General features: G+C 32.8%; 14 protein-coding genes. 6 read left to right on the top strand and 8 right to left on the bottom strand.

Going from position 1 to position 14,930, the window contains the following annotated elements; genetic code table 11:
* From A994_RS12250 to A994_RS12985, 5 genes are all read right to left on the bottom strand, one after another.
* The gene (locus A994_RS12250) at positions 1–1,530 is read right to left on the bottom strand and encodes an LA2681 family HEPN domain-containing protein (protein ID WP_157787281.1); all 1,530 of its coding nucleotides are present in this window, start codon (positions 1,528–1,530) and stop codon (positions 1–3) included.
* A gap of 35 nt (positions 1,531–1,565) precedes the next feature.
* Entirely contained in the window at positions 1,566–2,441 is an 876-nt protein-coding gene (locus A994_RS12255) for a hypothetical protein (RefSeq protein ID WP_004031980.1), read from the bottom strand.
* Positions 2,442–2,535: 94 nt separating this feature from the next.
* Positions 2,536–3,618: a DUF4268 domain-containing protein gene (locus tag A994_RS12260; protein ID WP_004031981.1), complete on the bottom strand. Its 1,083-nt coding sequence runs from the start codon at positions 3,616–3,618 to the stop codon at positions 2,536–2,538.
* 55 nt (positions 3,619–3,673) lie between these two features.
* Positions 3,674–4,582, bottom strand: a complete 909-nt coding sequence (locus tag A994_RS12265; RefSeq protein WP_004031982.1) for a hypothetical protein — start codon at positions 4,580–4,582, stop codon at positions 3,674–3,676.
* Between the two features lie 12 nt (positions 4,583–4,594).
* Positions 4,595–5,722 carry an EVE domain-containing protein gene (locus A994_RS12985; protein ID WP_157787282.1) on the bottom strand — a complete coding sequence of 376 codons (1,128 nt, stop codon included), beginning with the start codon at positions 5,720–5,722 and terminating at the stop codon, positions 4,595–4,597.
* 385 nt (positions 5,723–6,107) lie between these two features.
* Between A994_RS12985 and A994_RS12275 the strand changes: the two genes are divergently transcribed.
* Positions 6,108–8,072, top strand: a complete 1,965-nt coding sequence (locus A994_RS12275) for a transglutaminase-like domain-containing protein (protein ID WP_004031984.1) — start codon at positions 6,108–6,110, stop codon at positions 8,070–8,072.
* 301 nt (positions 8,073–8,373) lie between these two features.
* Here A994_RS12275 and A994_RS12280 read toward each other — a convergent pair whose 3' ends face one another.
* Positions 8,374–8,820 (bottom strand): hypothetical protein, encoded by a 447-nt coding sequence (locus A994_RS12280; RefSeq protein ID WP_004031985.1) that lies wholly within the window; start codon positions 8,818–8,820, stop codon positions 8,374–8,376.
* Between the two features lie 4 nt (positions 8,821–8,824).
* Complete coding sequence (locus A994_RS12285; RefSeq protein WP_004031986.1) at positions 8,825–9,601, bottom strand: nucleotidyltransferase family protein; 777 nt, start codon at positions 9,599–9,601, stop codon at positions 8,825–8,827.
* 403 nt (positions 9,602–10,004) lie between these two features.
* Here A994_RS12285 and A994_RS12290 point away from each other — a divergent pair, with 403 nt between their 5' ends.
* The 3 genes from A994_RS12290 to A994_RS12300 all read left to right on the top strand — a co-directional run bounded on the left by A994_RS12290 (position 10,005) and on the right by A994_RS12300 (position 12,864).
* Positions 10,005–10,886, top strand: coding sequence for a CBS domain-containing protein (locus A994_RS12290; RefSeq protein ID WP_004031988.1), 882 nt, complete (start codon positions 10,005–10,007; stop codon positions 10,884–10,886).
* 306 nt (positions 10,887–11,192) lie between these two features.
* The gene (locus A994_RS12295) at positions 11,193–12,116 is read left to right on the top strand and encodes a deoxyhypusine synthase (protein WP_004031989.1); all 924 of its coding nucleotides are present in this window, start codon (positions 11,193–11,195) and stop codon (positions 12,114–12,116) included.
* A 151-nt stretch (positions 12,117–12,267) separates the two neighbouring features.
* On the top strand, positions 12,268–12,864 hold the full coding sequence (locus A994_RS12300) for a hypothetical protein (protein WP_004031990.1): 597 nt from the start codon (positions 12,268–12,270) through the stop codon (positions 12,862–12,864).
* Here A994_RS12300 and pyrF read toward each other — a convergent pair.
* Positions 12,808–13,458: an orotidine-5'-phosphate decarboxylase gene (pyrF, locus tag A994_RS12305; RefSeq protein ID WP_004031991.1), complete on the bottom strand. Its 651-nt coding sequence runs from the start codon at positions 13,456–13,458 to the stop codon at positions 12,808–12,810. The two genes, A994_RS12300 and pyrF, sit on opposite strands and share 57 nt — an antisense overlap.
* A 377-nt stretch (positions 13,459–13,835) precedes the next feature.
* Here pyrF and A994_RS12310 point away from each other — a divergent pair, with 377 nt between their 5' ends.
* The gene (locus A994_RS12310) at positions 13,836–14,060 is read left to right on the top strand and encodes a TRAM domain-containing protein (protein ID WP_004031992.1); all 225 of its coding nucleotides are present in this window, start codon (positions 13,836–13,838) and stop codon (positions 14,058–14,060) included.
* Positions 14,061–14,176: 116 nt separating this feature from the next.
* Positions 14,177–14,401, top strand: coding sequence for a TRAM domain-containing protein (locus tag A994_RS12315; protein WP_004031993.1), 225 nt, complete (start codon positions 14,177–14,179; stop codon positions 14,399–14,401).
* The last annotated feature ends 529 nt before the right edge of the window (positions 14,402–14,930 follow it).

Below are 14,930 nucleotides of genomic sequence, written 5' to 3' on the forward strand. Positions count from 1 at the left end.
TTAAATCTTATGATAATATGAGTATTCGAGTATTATGGAATGTATTTGATCGAGATACTGATTTATGTAGGATCCATCTTGAAATTCATAATTGTTCAAAATAAACGATTGTTTTCTTTTTTCATTATTATAAACTGCGTTTATGAGGTGGATTATGGCGCTTTTAACAATTTTAAAAAGTCGTATTGTTCTTTTTAACATTTTTTCATAGCTTATATTATAATAGTCTTCTTTGTCGTCCCAATTATTATCATGGATTATTAATTTTTCGTGAATTAATTTGTTACGCATTATACGCAAATTGGTATAATAACCTGTTTCAAAGTTTAAATCTAAACTTAAATCATAAAGTGCATATAAACTAGCATTGTTAGATTCAATAATGTCTAATTTTAATCTCTTTTTATTATTTTTAATCCATTTGTTCTTTTCAATAGTGTCCATCCAAAGTTTTTCTGAAGTTATGTAAATATTTTTATTAAGTGGTATGCCTAACCAAAAATATTCGTTTATAAATCTCGCTATTTTATCTAAAATATTATATGCTTCTTTAAAAGCGCTTTTTAATAATCCGATATAAATATTAGATAAGCTATTGTCTTTGGTATTAGCAAAGGTTGTCCTTTGATTAATATTATCCAAATCTTTTGTATTGAATTGTGATTGAACTAATAATAATCTAGCGACAGCATAATCTTCTTTGATTTGGTTAATGGGTTTAGCTAATTTTAAAAAAACGCTTTCTTCGTTTTTGGGTAACCATAATCGTATGAATACTGGATCAAATATGGATGCTTCACAAATATCCTCATGAATATGGAAGTTTAAAAAAAGTTGTTTATTACTGCAGAATTCAATATAAAATCTTTCAAATAGGCTTAATTTACTTAAATCGTAGGGGTTATGTTCGATTTTTTTGGAAAGGTTTTTTTTATCCATGACTGATTCAATATATTTAATTTCTTTTTCAACACTATATTTAGCCTCTATTCCACCATTTGCTATTAAATCAGGTCGATATTTGACTGAATTAAGCATTTGGTATGTTTCACTATAAATTGCATCCCTATAATTACCAGATATATCTGCAAATACCCTCATAGCTATTGCTTTATTTGCAATTGCCATTGAAAAATTTGGGTCTAATTTTAAGACTTCTTCGTAAGCAAATAATGCATCCATATTTCTACCTAGAGTGCTTAAGCAATTAGCATAATTTGTCCATATCCGTTTCTGTAAACCTATCGGAGCATCTTTTAAGTATTTAATAGCATCTCTAGAGTATTCTTTAACTTTTTGTAAGTTGTCATTGTTGAGTACTTTCTGCCAACCTCTTTTTTTTGTAAATTCTAAATGATACAGGTTTCCATAGCCATTTGCAATATAATAATTTAATTTACATAATTGTTTATTGTTATAAACTTCTTTGTAAGCATCGAGTAAGTCTTCTCCGCGAGATATGCCTTTTTTAATCAATTTTGGATCATTATAATCACGACCCATATCAATAAGGTAACTTACATAATTCAATTTAAATTCTCCTGTTATTTTTGCTTCTATTTGAATCAGAAATTCTTTATACAAATATCATTAACGTTACAATCTTGGCATTTTTGGGAGTCACGGCAGAAACAGTAACCACGGCAATGTAATTTACTGCAATAAACATACAACCCTTTATTAATTTCTCTAAGAGTGTAATGAAGATTTAAATCACTCAAAACTTTCACTGCATTTGCTTGGTTTAATTCAGAACTTTTAATTATCCCTGTTTTTTCTAAAAACCTTTCATTAGCAGAATCTAGTTTATATGAGTCTTTAACAAATTTTAATTCTACAATGTCCCCCATAATATAATCAAATACATTAGGTCCGACTCCATAAAGCTCATTCCAAGGTTTTTTGTGCTTTTTGAATTCTTCCCATTCATTAGTTGATATTTTAAAGAATTCATCATTTGATATATTTTTTATCTCCTTGTAATCAGTGTATTGTGACTGGAGATAGTCTGAAAAACTGGCGTTATAATTTACTTTAATGTAGTTGCAAGCTACAAGCATATACCATAATAATTTGAAATATGCTGCCCCTTTGCCTCCATTAAACTCTTCCACAGATTTATAGAACCCTTTTCCTTCTGTTTTATATGTCCCTTTTTTCATATCTTGGTAAAAAGGTGAGTTTAAGGAACCCGCAAGTTCACGGTTGTACTTTTTTTCAAATTTAGTGCCATCTAATATTGAACCGATTTTTTCGATTGAATATATATTGTATTTATTGAGAAAATCAACAAAGAGCCAATCGTCAAAACCCATTTGGTCATAAGCTCTACTCAAAAAAATTTCATCCATATCTTCCCAGTGAACGTCCCATCTACTCCAAGTGGGTTTAGTTGTATCAACTGCATTTAAAATTATTTTCCGAGCATTTTCTTTATTCAAAAATAAACCCCTCCCCCCAAAAAAAATTATTTCAAATAATAATTCTTTTTAAATTTCATAATTTCGTTATCCTACCATATGACGAACTTCCTAATTAATCTAATTTTTGAATATAAGGGCTAAACATTTCTTTGAATTCTGACATTTTATCTATGCCCCATATTATGGCATTATTTTTAATTTCTTCATTTAATTCCATTATATTTGCTTCAAAACCTTCTTTTAATCTTATTTGGCGGGTTTTATTACCTTCGATATTACGCCAATCTAATGCCCCGATCTTTTCTTCAATTTCATCTTTCCATTTATATAATTGATCAAAATAGCCTTCACTCCTTTTATGATCCCCTAATATGTACAATTCGATTGTCAATCGGCCTTCAGTGAAAGTCCAGTTGTAATATAAACCTGCTTTGCTGGCACCAAACCATAGCCATGATTGTGGATATGGGCTTTTTACTCTGAAGTTTGGATCAAATTTTCCATATTCACGAGCTAAATCAATCCAAAATTCCTTATAAGCAAGTTGTCGGGCGGTAAATTTATTAGAACTTTTTGTTTTTTCCTCTTTTTGTATCATGAAGTCTTTAGCTTCAGGTAAAGGTATAATAATGTCAGGTTTTATTGCAATTTTATCTCCTATTTGATAAGGTTCGAGTTTAACACAGGTTATATCAACTTGATGGTCTCTTAGCCACAAAACAGATGCAATAGTTTCTTCTCGATAATCATTGGCAACCAATATGATACGTGGGTCTTCATCAAGATCTGAGAATTCACGATTAGTGATAAACTCGGTTATTGAGACTCTTGCTTCTTCCTCAGATTCATCATGGTAAATAGCTTTTTCACTTATAATATGCTCAAATTTCAGTGTTGAACAGTAAGCAGCATAATGTATGGCTTGTAAATCTACAAATTTGTCAGCGACATCCCTTTTAAGTTCAATAACCACTAATTTGCCTTTTTTATCAATAGCCAAAATATCTAAACGGTTATCTGTCTTATCAAATTTATCATACTCTGTAGTTATAGTCAGGAGTTCTTCACCAAGTATATCTGGATATTTGGCAATCCACTCTTCCAAATGAGTTCTTTCCCAAATATTTAATTCTGAGAATTTGGATTCTTTAATACGCTCTTCAACATCGTTATTTTTTCCTATTAATAAAATCAAATTTGAGCCCCCTGAAACATTTTTTTAAAACTTGGCAATAATAATTTAATTAAACTTAATCCGGATCTGAAATTTCAAAATCGAATTCTTGAATAGATATACCACTTTCGATAACAAAATTAATGACAAATTCTGCTTCTTCTTTATTCGAAGATCTTTCAAGTCCTCTAGACCAATATTCACCATTAGGTCTTTTTACTACGTGGGGGGTTATTAAATTAAATTTAAGGTATTTTCGGTAGTCTATATTGAACATAACTATTTTCAGAACTTCTCTCATTTTCTCTATCGACTCATTTAGTGTATCAGCGTATCTACTTAAATCCCTCATTTCATGACCAAATAATCTACTACCGCTCATAAAAGTGAAATTTGGTCCTAATGAAAGCGGTGAACGACCATACTGGTCTCTTTTTCTATCCTCATAATCATCTAAAACTTGATTAAATGCAATAGTTGCTTTTAGAATACTTTCTTCATAATTCGTTTCTTGCAGTAAATTTCGAGCTTCTATAAGATTGTTTTTAGCTTCTTTATATTGTATTAAATTAATAAGAGACACATCGGAAAAAGGAATACCAAAAATAACTTCGGTATTTTCTTCAAAAAAGTTTGTTGTTGTTGCTCTATGTGCTTCGATATCTAAATCAGATATTAAATGACCATGGTGTTTTAAAGACACTCTAGCATTTTTTAATCGTTTTATTGAACCTTTTTGGGAAATTTCAACACCATTTGGTAAATTAGAAATCAAATCCCAATATTGCATAAAATTAATGCTTCTGGTGTCTTGATTACCATCTAAATATAAATAAGCAAAAATCAAAAATAGTTCTATAGCATCATGAAAAGTTAAAATTGAGTAAGATGACATTGGAGCTGACTTTTTCGACTGCTCTACTGCGTTTTGGTAAAGATATTTAATAAATGCCAAACGTTTCATAATTATATCATCTAATTCCATTCCCACACCTACTCATAGTTCTTCAATACAAGATTCTGAAATTTCGTCAAGTATTTCAGGCTTAATATATTTTATAATTGGTTTGTAATTCTCGATTTCTATTTTCAATGTTTTAAACGAGATGTAACGACAAATTTCCTTTAATGGTAATGGTAATTTTGAGAAAGTAGGCCTATTAACTTCTTGCATTACTTTTTCTCTCCTAGATTCAGGTGCCACTATATATAATGGGATATTTAAATTAGGTTGCATCGCTACCAAGTCAGACATTCTTAATAAACCAGAATAGATTGAAGTTGTGCTTTCGATTTCAAAAGCTGCTATAATTGAGTTTCCTTCAAGCCATAAAACGTCTATTAGTTCAATTGTTTTTGTAGTTGCTTCGTCAAATTGTAATGGTAAATCATTTATTATTCCAGAAATATCCGAAAATTTGTTCCCTTTATAGTCTTTGCTCCTATCATTACGCGCTACCCAAACATCGAATCCCATATCACTTCCTAATTTTAGCAGTAACCATTGGATTTCAGTATGTGGAGTTGTTTCGTTTGTTTTAACTAGAATTTCGTCTTCTTTATCATCTGGAATAGTCACTGGTGTTTCAATGTTTTTTGTTCGGAGATAGCGAGGAATCATTTCAAATTTCTTCTGATCATAAGAGATAGGATTAGGATTTTTTTGAGCATCATAGATAGCTTTAATAATTAATTTTCCATCTTCCGGGTCTAATTTTTTTGGCGAACCTCTAACTAGTATTCCCCAAGCAGCAGGATTTTCTAATCGTTGATACATTAATAAACGTTTTTTAAGAGTGGAAAAAGGCACAGCATTTTTTGGATCCAATTTTACAAGTGTTTTAACTTGTAATCTTGAGGGAAATGTGTCAAATTCCCATATTTTGTTCTCAGAATCTTTAAATGCTTCGGAGGTGACCTCAAGAACACCGATAAAACGAGAAATTCCAGTTACATAACAGAGTAAATAATCACCGGGTTTGATTCTTTTAGTTGTTGTCCATCTGTTTTCCTTAAAACCAGTAACATTTCCCCCTGCTTTAAGAAATTCCTGCCAAGTAGTACCTGTAAATAGATTTAACCAATAATTTTTGCTCGTCCCCATTCCTCCTTCGTATAATAACAATCATTATTCTTTTCTTATACCCTATATTTTTTTGGTTATAACTTTCAAATATTTCCTCAAGAATCTTAGCTGGAGAAAAATAGCTCTTAATCGGTTTTCCGTTGTACAATATATTTCCGACCTTCCAATTATTGGCCTCTAATATTAGTCCGGATTGGCAACATCAAGAAATTATGGGTCAAACCCTCTGAAAGATTGAAAGTTGCAGAAGAAATAAAACAAAAGGTTTGAGGGTGATTTTTGTCTTATTTAGAAAATTAGTATTAATAAATGGGAAGGTCAAATATTATTAGATTATAATGTTTTACCCTGAATAATTAAAGTGAAATATTCAATAGAACAAAATATTTTATATTAATTGTTTAATACAATAATTGGTGACTTGATGGCTCTATGCATGATTTGTAATAAAAGAAAGGGAGTTCGTAGTTGTTTAAAACAGGGCGGAGGTTTGATATGTACTTCTTGTTGTGGTATGAACAGATCATGGGATGACTGTATAACAACATGTAAAGGTTTCAAAGCTGAAAAAAAGGGCGGTCCGGAAATATTCTTTGATATGTCCCTGAAAAGTGAAGAAACAGGTGAAATAATAAGATTTGTAAGAAATTGTTTTTTACCAAATGTTTATAATTACGTGGATTGTATTGTTGATAATTTGAATCTAAAATTTTTAAATTCACAGATTTTAGAAATAAAAACTAAATTCTTTTTAAAGTCTAACAGAGAAATTCCAGATGAAATATATTTGAAAGATGGTTGGAAGAAAAAAGAAAATTGGGGTCCTTTTGAAGATCAATATAATTTTCATCCACTACTTTTTGTTTTCGCAGGTAATGATAGTAAATTTTTTCCACTTAAAACTTCTATTAATATTGGTTTAAGAGATTTAACATCATTTGAAAGCTTTGCTCATTGGAATATTGGTTTGCCTTTTTCTAACTTTGATTATAGGAAATCAACAAGTTATGATCCTTCTGGAAGAAAAGAATTAAGTTTAGTACCGTGGATTAATAATGCCTTTTCAGGGAATAACTTGGCTATTTTTAGTGAAGTAATATTAAACGAATTAATAGAACTTAAAACATATGTTGGATATCATAATTTAACAATTAACCAAAATCAAAGCATTAATTTCCCTTTCAAAATATTCTTTCCATTTAAAAATGTTAAGTTGAATGACATTAAAGTTATTCCTCCTGTAGGATTTAAAATAACAAATCCTCAATTTACCTTATTAAAACCTAAAAAGCTTATGAGAATATTTAATCCTCCAATATCTTCCAATACAAAGGATAAATTAGTTTATGGGGAAGATGAATTTTTTGATCACAGGAAAACAAAGAATATTTCTGATTATGGTTTGTTATCCATTGACTTATCTTTACATAATGAAAAAATGAACGAGGCACTAGCATTTGTAAATTCATTTCCTTTACCTTCTAGTGTTTATAACTCTATAAATAAGTTATATTCTGAAAAATTCGCCCCAGCAATTGTAATATTGTCCAATTACTCAAATTCTCCCCTTAAAGCAACAGTCATATCTGAAATCCAAAATTTGTCAAATAAATTTGAACAAGATGTAACAATTGATCCATATGGTCAGGAAGAAGTAAGAATTACCCCTAATTTGGACGTAAATGTTATTAAGGGGTTACATCACCTCATGGAGACATCTTTATCGATTAAAGTAGTTTCGGGTGGCGATACGCTACTTTCACTTAACGAGCCCATTGAGGTTCTGGCAAAAGATACAATGGTTTGGGTAATTGAAGATCCTGGTAGATCATGGGGAATAGATTTGAGTGATTTGGTTGTATCATGGATAACTCCACAAGCACCCACTATAATCGATATTATCTCAAAAGCTGCCAGAAACACTAAAAATATAGGTTATTATGTGGATTATACGAGTATGGAAGAAACGATTAAATCAATTTATGATACCATATCAGAAGATATTCGATATGTAAACCGGCCATTTTGTTTCGGGCAGACTGAAAATATTTTTATTCAAAGAATTGCTACTCCTACAGAAACATTAGTAGAAAAATCTGGAAATTGTATAGATTTAAGTGTTCTTTTTGCTAGTTGTTTGGAAGCTTGCGGTATAGATCCTTTGATTATTTTAGTACCGGGTCATGCATTTGTTGGATGGAAAGGTGATTCATCTGATCATTTTTTAGAAGCTACCTCCTTGGGTCTATTCAATTTTGAAACTGCTAAAGCAGAAGGAAAATCAAAATATCATGAAAATTTCGGTAAACGGCGTAAACCGGATACGAATATCATAGATGTAAAGAAAGTGCGTGAGAAGGGAATATATCCTCCATATTGGTTTAGTTAAAATAAAAATTTATTCATAACTCCTCCTCCAACTTAGACTAACTAAAAATACAAACAGCATGTATGTTTGATATGGTCTCTGAAATGAAAAAAGAGTGTTAAATGAACTGAAATGTGAGGTTTGGGGTTATTTTTTTTTTAATTTAGTTGCTTTTATGTATGGTAGCTCCCTAAGAATGGGGTTAAAATGTCCCTAAGTTGGTGTAATAAAGATATTATAAATAAATTCAAATGACTTGGAGATATTAGAAATATGAATAATTTATTTACAACTAATCAAAAATCAACGAATATAATATTTTTTATTCTATCATATTCGGTATCAAATAATTTGTTAACAGATTTTTGAGATGATTACAATTATTTCCACTTGATTTAATTTCACCAAATACTCGGGTATCAGTTCTAAATTCTATTACAAATTGAGATTTTTCGGAGTATTTTTCATTTTTTATATCATAATCATTGAATCTCATTTTAAAAGTTTCTACATGTTGAGAAATCGGTAATGTTAATAAAGAATTTTCATTTCTAAAATTTTTACAGTCTATCATTAAATTTTTTTCAGTCAAAAAATAGATAGAATCATATTCACGTCCTGTTTCTGTTAAATAGTCTTCGACGAAAATATCGTTAATTTTCTCTTCAGGAAAAATGTTTTCTATGTAACCCATAATTGATTCTGTACGGTTAATTAAAGTTTTTGAAAAACCTATACTTTCCAAATATTTTTCAAAGTTTTCTTCCATATTTTCACCTTTGTCTTTCTCTTGCTTCCATGATCATTCCTTCAACATAATGTAAGATATGCCCCAGATTATTTGCTAAAAATTCATCACTTTTATAATCCCATAACCAATCATTGTCAAAATCCTCATAGGATTTTCGCTTTTTCTCATAATGACTATGAAGTAACAGCCTAATATTCTCTTGAAGTTGAGTAGTTATTTGAATTTCTACATGAATATCGTTTTTCTGAACTTCTAAACCTACTGGGATCTCCACTGGAAATACTAGATCTATATGTGCTGCATAATAGCCATCCATTCGTGCTTCAAAGTCATAATTACAATCGATTGCACAGGATGTACCAAGGTCATTAATCATATCAACTAAAAATTGAACACCATCTAAATATTTAACCACTATACAAGTTCTCAAGATATCATTAATTTTAGAATAATCATTGAGGAGTATCCAGTCGTTATTCGGAGCTTCTGGCCAATTTTCATTGTTTAAAACATTTTTTCGATACGTTTTCTCGAAAAATGATTTATATGGTTTGATTTGGATATGAGGAATTTTATCTCTATACATCAAAAGATGATAACCATTTTTTTGATGATATTGATCATTATAATCTTTTAAATTTTTAGAAAAATCTATCCAGAAATCAGAATTTTCAAAATCTTGCTTCATCTTAGCAGATGCAGATTCATAAAACACTTGCTCTTTATGACAATCAACTTTATGATTTTTAAGTAGCCATTTTTTATACCCTTTAGGATAATCAAGCTTATCACTTTTCATAGCTACACCATATAATCAATATAAATTATGTAATAATTAGATTAGGTGTTTCCATATAATATTTTCTAGTTATAAATATTTTAGCAGTGAATAGTAATTTTCTGATTTCAATATTAAAAAACCCAAACTCAAAACCCATACTAATCCTCTCTTAACCAAAAAAGAAAACAGACTAAAGGTTAGTTGCCTCATAACAATTTATTTACTCTTCTCAAAAATAATACATAAAAATTTCGGAGTTTTTACTTAGACTAAGTATTAAGCTTTTGATAGACTAAAAAATAAGGCGTAATACCAAACATTTATATATTATCATAAGTGACAATTAATGATAATTATAAATAATGGTAAATTTATACTAAAATCAGATAATTATATTACTTAATAGATTCGGTGATTCCAAATGCTTACATCAGTTCAGAAAGAAATACTACAGAGTCTCATAAACTTATACCGCAATTCCGAAGGCAGATCTGTTAAAGGTGAAGAAATAGCGGAATTAATGAAGCGTAACCCTGGAACCATCCGTAATCAGATGCAATCCCTCCGTAGTTTAGGGCTGGTAAAAGGGGTGCCTGGACCAAGAGGAGGGTATAAGCCAACCATCAAAGCTTACCATACCTTAAACATACAGGACACCGATAAAAAGAGTCAGGTGCCTGTATACAAATCAGGGGAACTTGTAAAAGATATTACCGTGGCCAAGATAGAATTCACCAGTATCCCTCACCCTGGAGAATGTGAAGCAGCCATCAAAGCAGTGGGAAACATCAAAACCCTGGATCTGGGAGATAAAATACGAGTAGGCCCCACACCAGTAAATAAACTGGTAGTAGATGGAGTGGTAGTAGGGCGGGATGACATGGATAGCATTATTCTCCTGGACACCACTGCAATTCGCAGCATCCCCAAAAAAAGAGTAATAGAAGTGGCAACCCCTAACCTGATAACCCTGGATGGATTAAGCACAATCCGTGATGCAGCCCGGGTTTTATCCACCAACTCAATTGAAGGTGCACCAGTAATGGATGATGGTGAAATCAGGGGAATGGTAACATTGTCTGATATCAGCCGGGCCCTGGCAGAGTCACGTGAAGAAATGAAAGTGGTGGATATAATGACCAAAAACACCATCACCGTCAACGAAGATCTGATGATCGCCGATGCCATTGAAATCATGAACAAAAAACATATTGGCCGATTAATAGTGGTAGATCCTGCAGGAAACGCACGGGGAATTGTGACCCGTACCGACCTTCTTGATAAAATCGCTGGCTTAAAATAATTAATTATCCTGAGTTTATTTTTTATAAATTGAACACTTTAAAAGTACTGATTTGAAATTGTACATGAATTAATCATTATATATATGATTAATTCACAGACTGAAAACTAGAAGAAACTAGTTTTAAATAAACCATTGAATAAATAAAATAAGATATACTTTTTACTAGTTAAATCATTTAAACTAAATTTTATTAGATCTATACTTTTAGATCTATTCCATACTCTTAAATTTATCCCATACTCCTTAGATGGGGTTTTATTCATATAATTAAAATAGGAAGTGCAGAAACTGAAGATTCAACACATGAATGTAGGTCCTGGAATGACCACCCTGCAGTTAATGGAAGAAATGGGGAAAAGCGGAGTTTTGGGGGCCGGCAGACTTTACAGGGCTACAGAGCTCCTGGCAGAACTTATCAGTGATGAGGAAACCACGGTTTTCCTGAGCATTGCCGGGCCAATGGTCCCCGGTGGCCTTAGAAAGATCATCCGTGATCTGGTGGCCGGTGGCCATGTAGATGTTATCATAAGCAGTGGGGCCAACCTCACCCATGACCTTCTGGAGTCCTTTGGGGGTTCACACTACCGTGAACATAATGAAACTGATGAACAACTCTGTCAGATGGGCATGGGTCGTATTGGAGACATATACACAAAATCAGAAGATTTCGAAGTTTTCGAGAAAAAAATTAACACCATCCTGACTGAAATTGCCGGAAAAGAGAATCAGCTGAATATCAGGCAATTTTTAACCGAGATCGGGAACCATATTCAGGATCCTGAATCCATAATTCACACTGCCACCGAGAAAAACGTGCCAATCTTCGCACCGGGTATTATTGACTGCATGCTGGGACTGCAGCTGTGGATGTTCACCCAGGAAAACCAGCTCACCCTGGATGCAGCCGGAGACATGAGCGAACTATCAGACATAGTCTACGGATCCAAAAAGGTAGCCACCATAATCCTAGGAGGAGGACTACCCAAACATTACGCCCTGGCATCCAACATACTAACTGGTGGAGTGGACGCTGCAATACAAGTGACACTGGACCGCAGTGAAGCAGGAAGTCTGAGTGGGGCCCCACTGGAAGAAGCTAAATCATGGGCCAAGGCCAAATGCGGATCCAAACTGGTGACTGTGATTGGGGATGCCACCATAATATTCCCAATGATGGTGGCCGGTGCACTGGATTTGATTAACAAGAACGGTTCAAAAAGTGATTAAAACGTTAAAATAGTATAAAATGGGATATAATATGGGATAATAATAAAGCACAACATAATGCTGTTTATTGGGCGTATAGTGTGCTTTGATAGGATTTAATTAGATAAGATTAGATAAATTGTAATAATATTTATGAGGAGTTTAAAAAGTCATGTTTTTAGAGGCAGTTCTCTACGCATTATCTGGATTTTTCATGAAATTCTCGGATGATGCTCTGGATGTGGAGAACAACACTGTTCTGGGTATTCTAGGTGGGATAATCTGTGTTATAGGAATTGGATATTTATCAGTGAACTTCACTGATGCTGCCACCATCTTCCTGGCCATACTACTGGGAACCCTACTTTCAGGTAAAGTGGATAAAATTGGTCATCTGGTCACTTTAGGAATCTTCCTGGCAATCCTGGCCATATTTGGCATGCCATATGTTGGGTTGGGTGCACTGATTGTATGCACCATTGCTGCCTGGTTGGATGAAGTGGGCAATGATCGGGAAAGCTTAAAAGGAATAAAAATTGTAGAAAAATTCTTCAACTACCGCTGCGCCCTGAAAATAGCAGTTCTGGTTCTGGCGGTTCTGGGAGGTCTGCAGATGATCTACCCCCAGCTTATAATTCCAGGAATGAACTATTTCCAGCCAGTAACCTTCATCTATTTCCTGCTATTTGACATTGCCTATGAAATAGCGGGTTTAAAGTTCAATAGAATCTATGATGGACTCAAGGATCTCTACCGGGTCCGGGGCTAGGTATATACTTCGACCAATTATCAGTGCATCGGCAAATTCAAGAGTATCTTTAGGATTTCCTCCCTGTACACCCACACCAGGGGATATCAGGAATGAATCCTTACCTATTATCTGTCTTATTTTTCCCAGGCGATCCAGACGGGTGGATGGTCCAACGTAGTTGGTGATCCCCATTTCCACACCCATACTGGCTATGTCCATGGAAACTGGTTGCAGGAACCGGGATGCACCGGGGTGTGACATTTCAGTCAGTAGGAAAATCTCTTTTCCATGTTGATTGGCAGATTCAAGGCAGCTGGTTGCACTGTCTGCTCCCACAAATCCATGCACGATAATTGCATCGGCACCGGCCTGGAATGTTACATCAGCAATCTTCTGGTTGGTTGCAGGTATGTCTGCCACCTTAAAATCACAGATAACCTTACAATCATACTCCTCTTTAACCCGACTCACAGATTCCAATCCCTCAGCTAACACCAGGGGATAACCAATCTTAACTGTGTCCAGGTAAGGAGAAACTTTATCCATCAATTCCACGGCTTTTTCCATGCTGGGAACATCCAGGGCCAGGATGATCTTGTTTTTAACCTCCATGATGGTAGTATGTTTTTGATCATTAAAATATTTTGTATGGAGTTTTAAATCATTTTTATAAGGTTAAAAATTATTTTGAAAGGGATATGAATCAAACATTGTTTGTGTTAGGATACAATCCATTATTTTTTGCAGGTTATGGATCATACTAGGGTAAACATTGTTTGTGAGGATCTGTTTTTTGGAAACTGTTTATCACTGATAAAAAGATCCATTAATGTGGTTAAGATCATGCCAATGTTAATATTCAATCTACCCCAATTACCATCACAAGCTTGAAAATAATCAAAAATAGGTCTGGAATTTAACATACCTTTATAAGCCCCCAAATCAATATAAAGTCAGCCATTTCTAATGGCAAATTTGGAAGTGAATAAATGTTCGGAAATGATTACGGAAGAGATGAAAGGGAAAATTCCTCCCCCATCAGTGAAGGGGAAGAATACGATGTTAAAATTGAAGATTTAGGTAGAGATGGTGACGGCATTACCCGTATTGAAGGTTTTGTGGTTTTCGTTTCAGGAGCCAAAGTTGGAGATGAAGTAAAAATCAAAATTAACTCTGTTCGCAGAAATTTTGGTTTTGCAGAAGTGGTGGAATAAGCTAGTGAATGAAATAAGATTCTTGAAGCGAAATAAAAATCTTTTTTATTAAGTTTTTTAAGAATTCACATTTTTAAAAAGCCAATTTAAGGCAAATTATTTGGAAGTGAATATATATGTTCGGAAGTAATTACGGAAGAGATGAAAGGGAAAATTCTGCTCCTATTAACGAAGGGGAAGAATACGATGTTAAAATTGAAGATTTAGGTAGAGACGGCGACGGTATTACCCGTATTGAAGGGTTTGTTGTCTTTGTTTCTGGAGCTAAAGTCGGTGACGAAGTTAAAATCAGAGTTAACTCCGTCCGCAGGAACTTTGGTTTCGCTGAAGTAGTCGAATAATTTTATAATTATTCATATCTTCGATCCTAAAAGAGGATAAAATCAGATTTTATCCTTTTTGAATTTATTTTTTAACTTCATCCTGCTTTTTATTCAATTACTTTCTGTTTTTATTAATTAGATTAATTTTAATGACCGATTTATAATTTAGCAGATTTGGGTCTCTTAATTTGTAATTTTTTATAGTTACTATCTGTTTTTTATCCTTATCAGATTTTTACACTCATTTATGGTCTTTATCTAGTTTTAATAGCCTATTCCATGTTTTTACGGTCTTTACAAAGCTTTTCATAGTAATTTATCTGTTTTTATAGGATTTGTTAGTTATTCATAAATTACTTATCAGCATTTTACAGTCCCATATCATCATTTACTAATTATAATAATACTGTATTAATTAAACAGGCCGGGATTCGTAATAAAACCAATTTAGGCATTAGTCTGGGTGAAATTGGTATAGATTTGGGAAAATCCATTTAAGTGATAAAGGTATATCTAGTTATTGTGTGGTGTTTCTTTTAACACTGCA

Source organism: Methanobacterium formicicum DSM 3637 (genome assembly GCF_000302455.1).
Classification (GTDB): domain Archaea; phylum Methanobacteriota; class Methanobacteria; order Methanobacteriales; family Methanobacteriaceae; genus Methanobacterium; species Methanobacterium formicicum_A.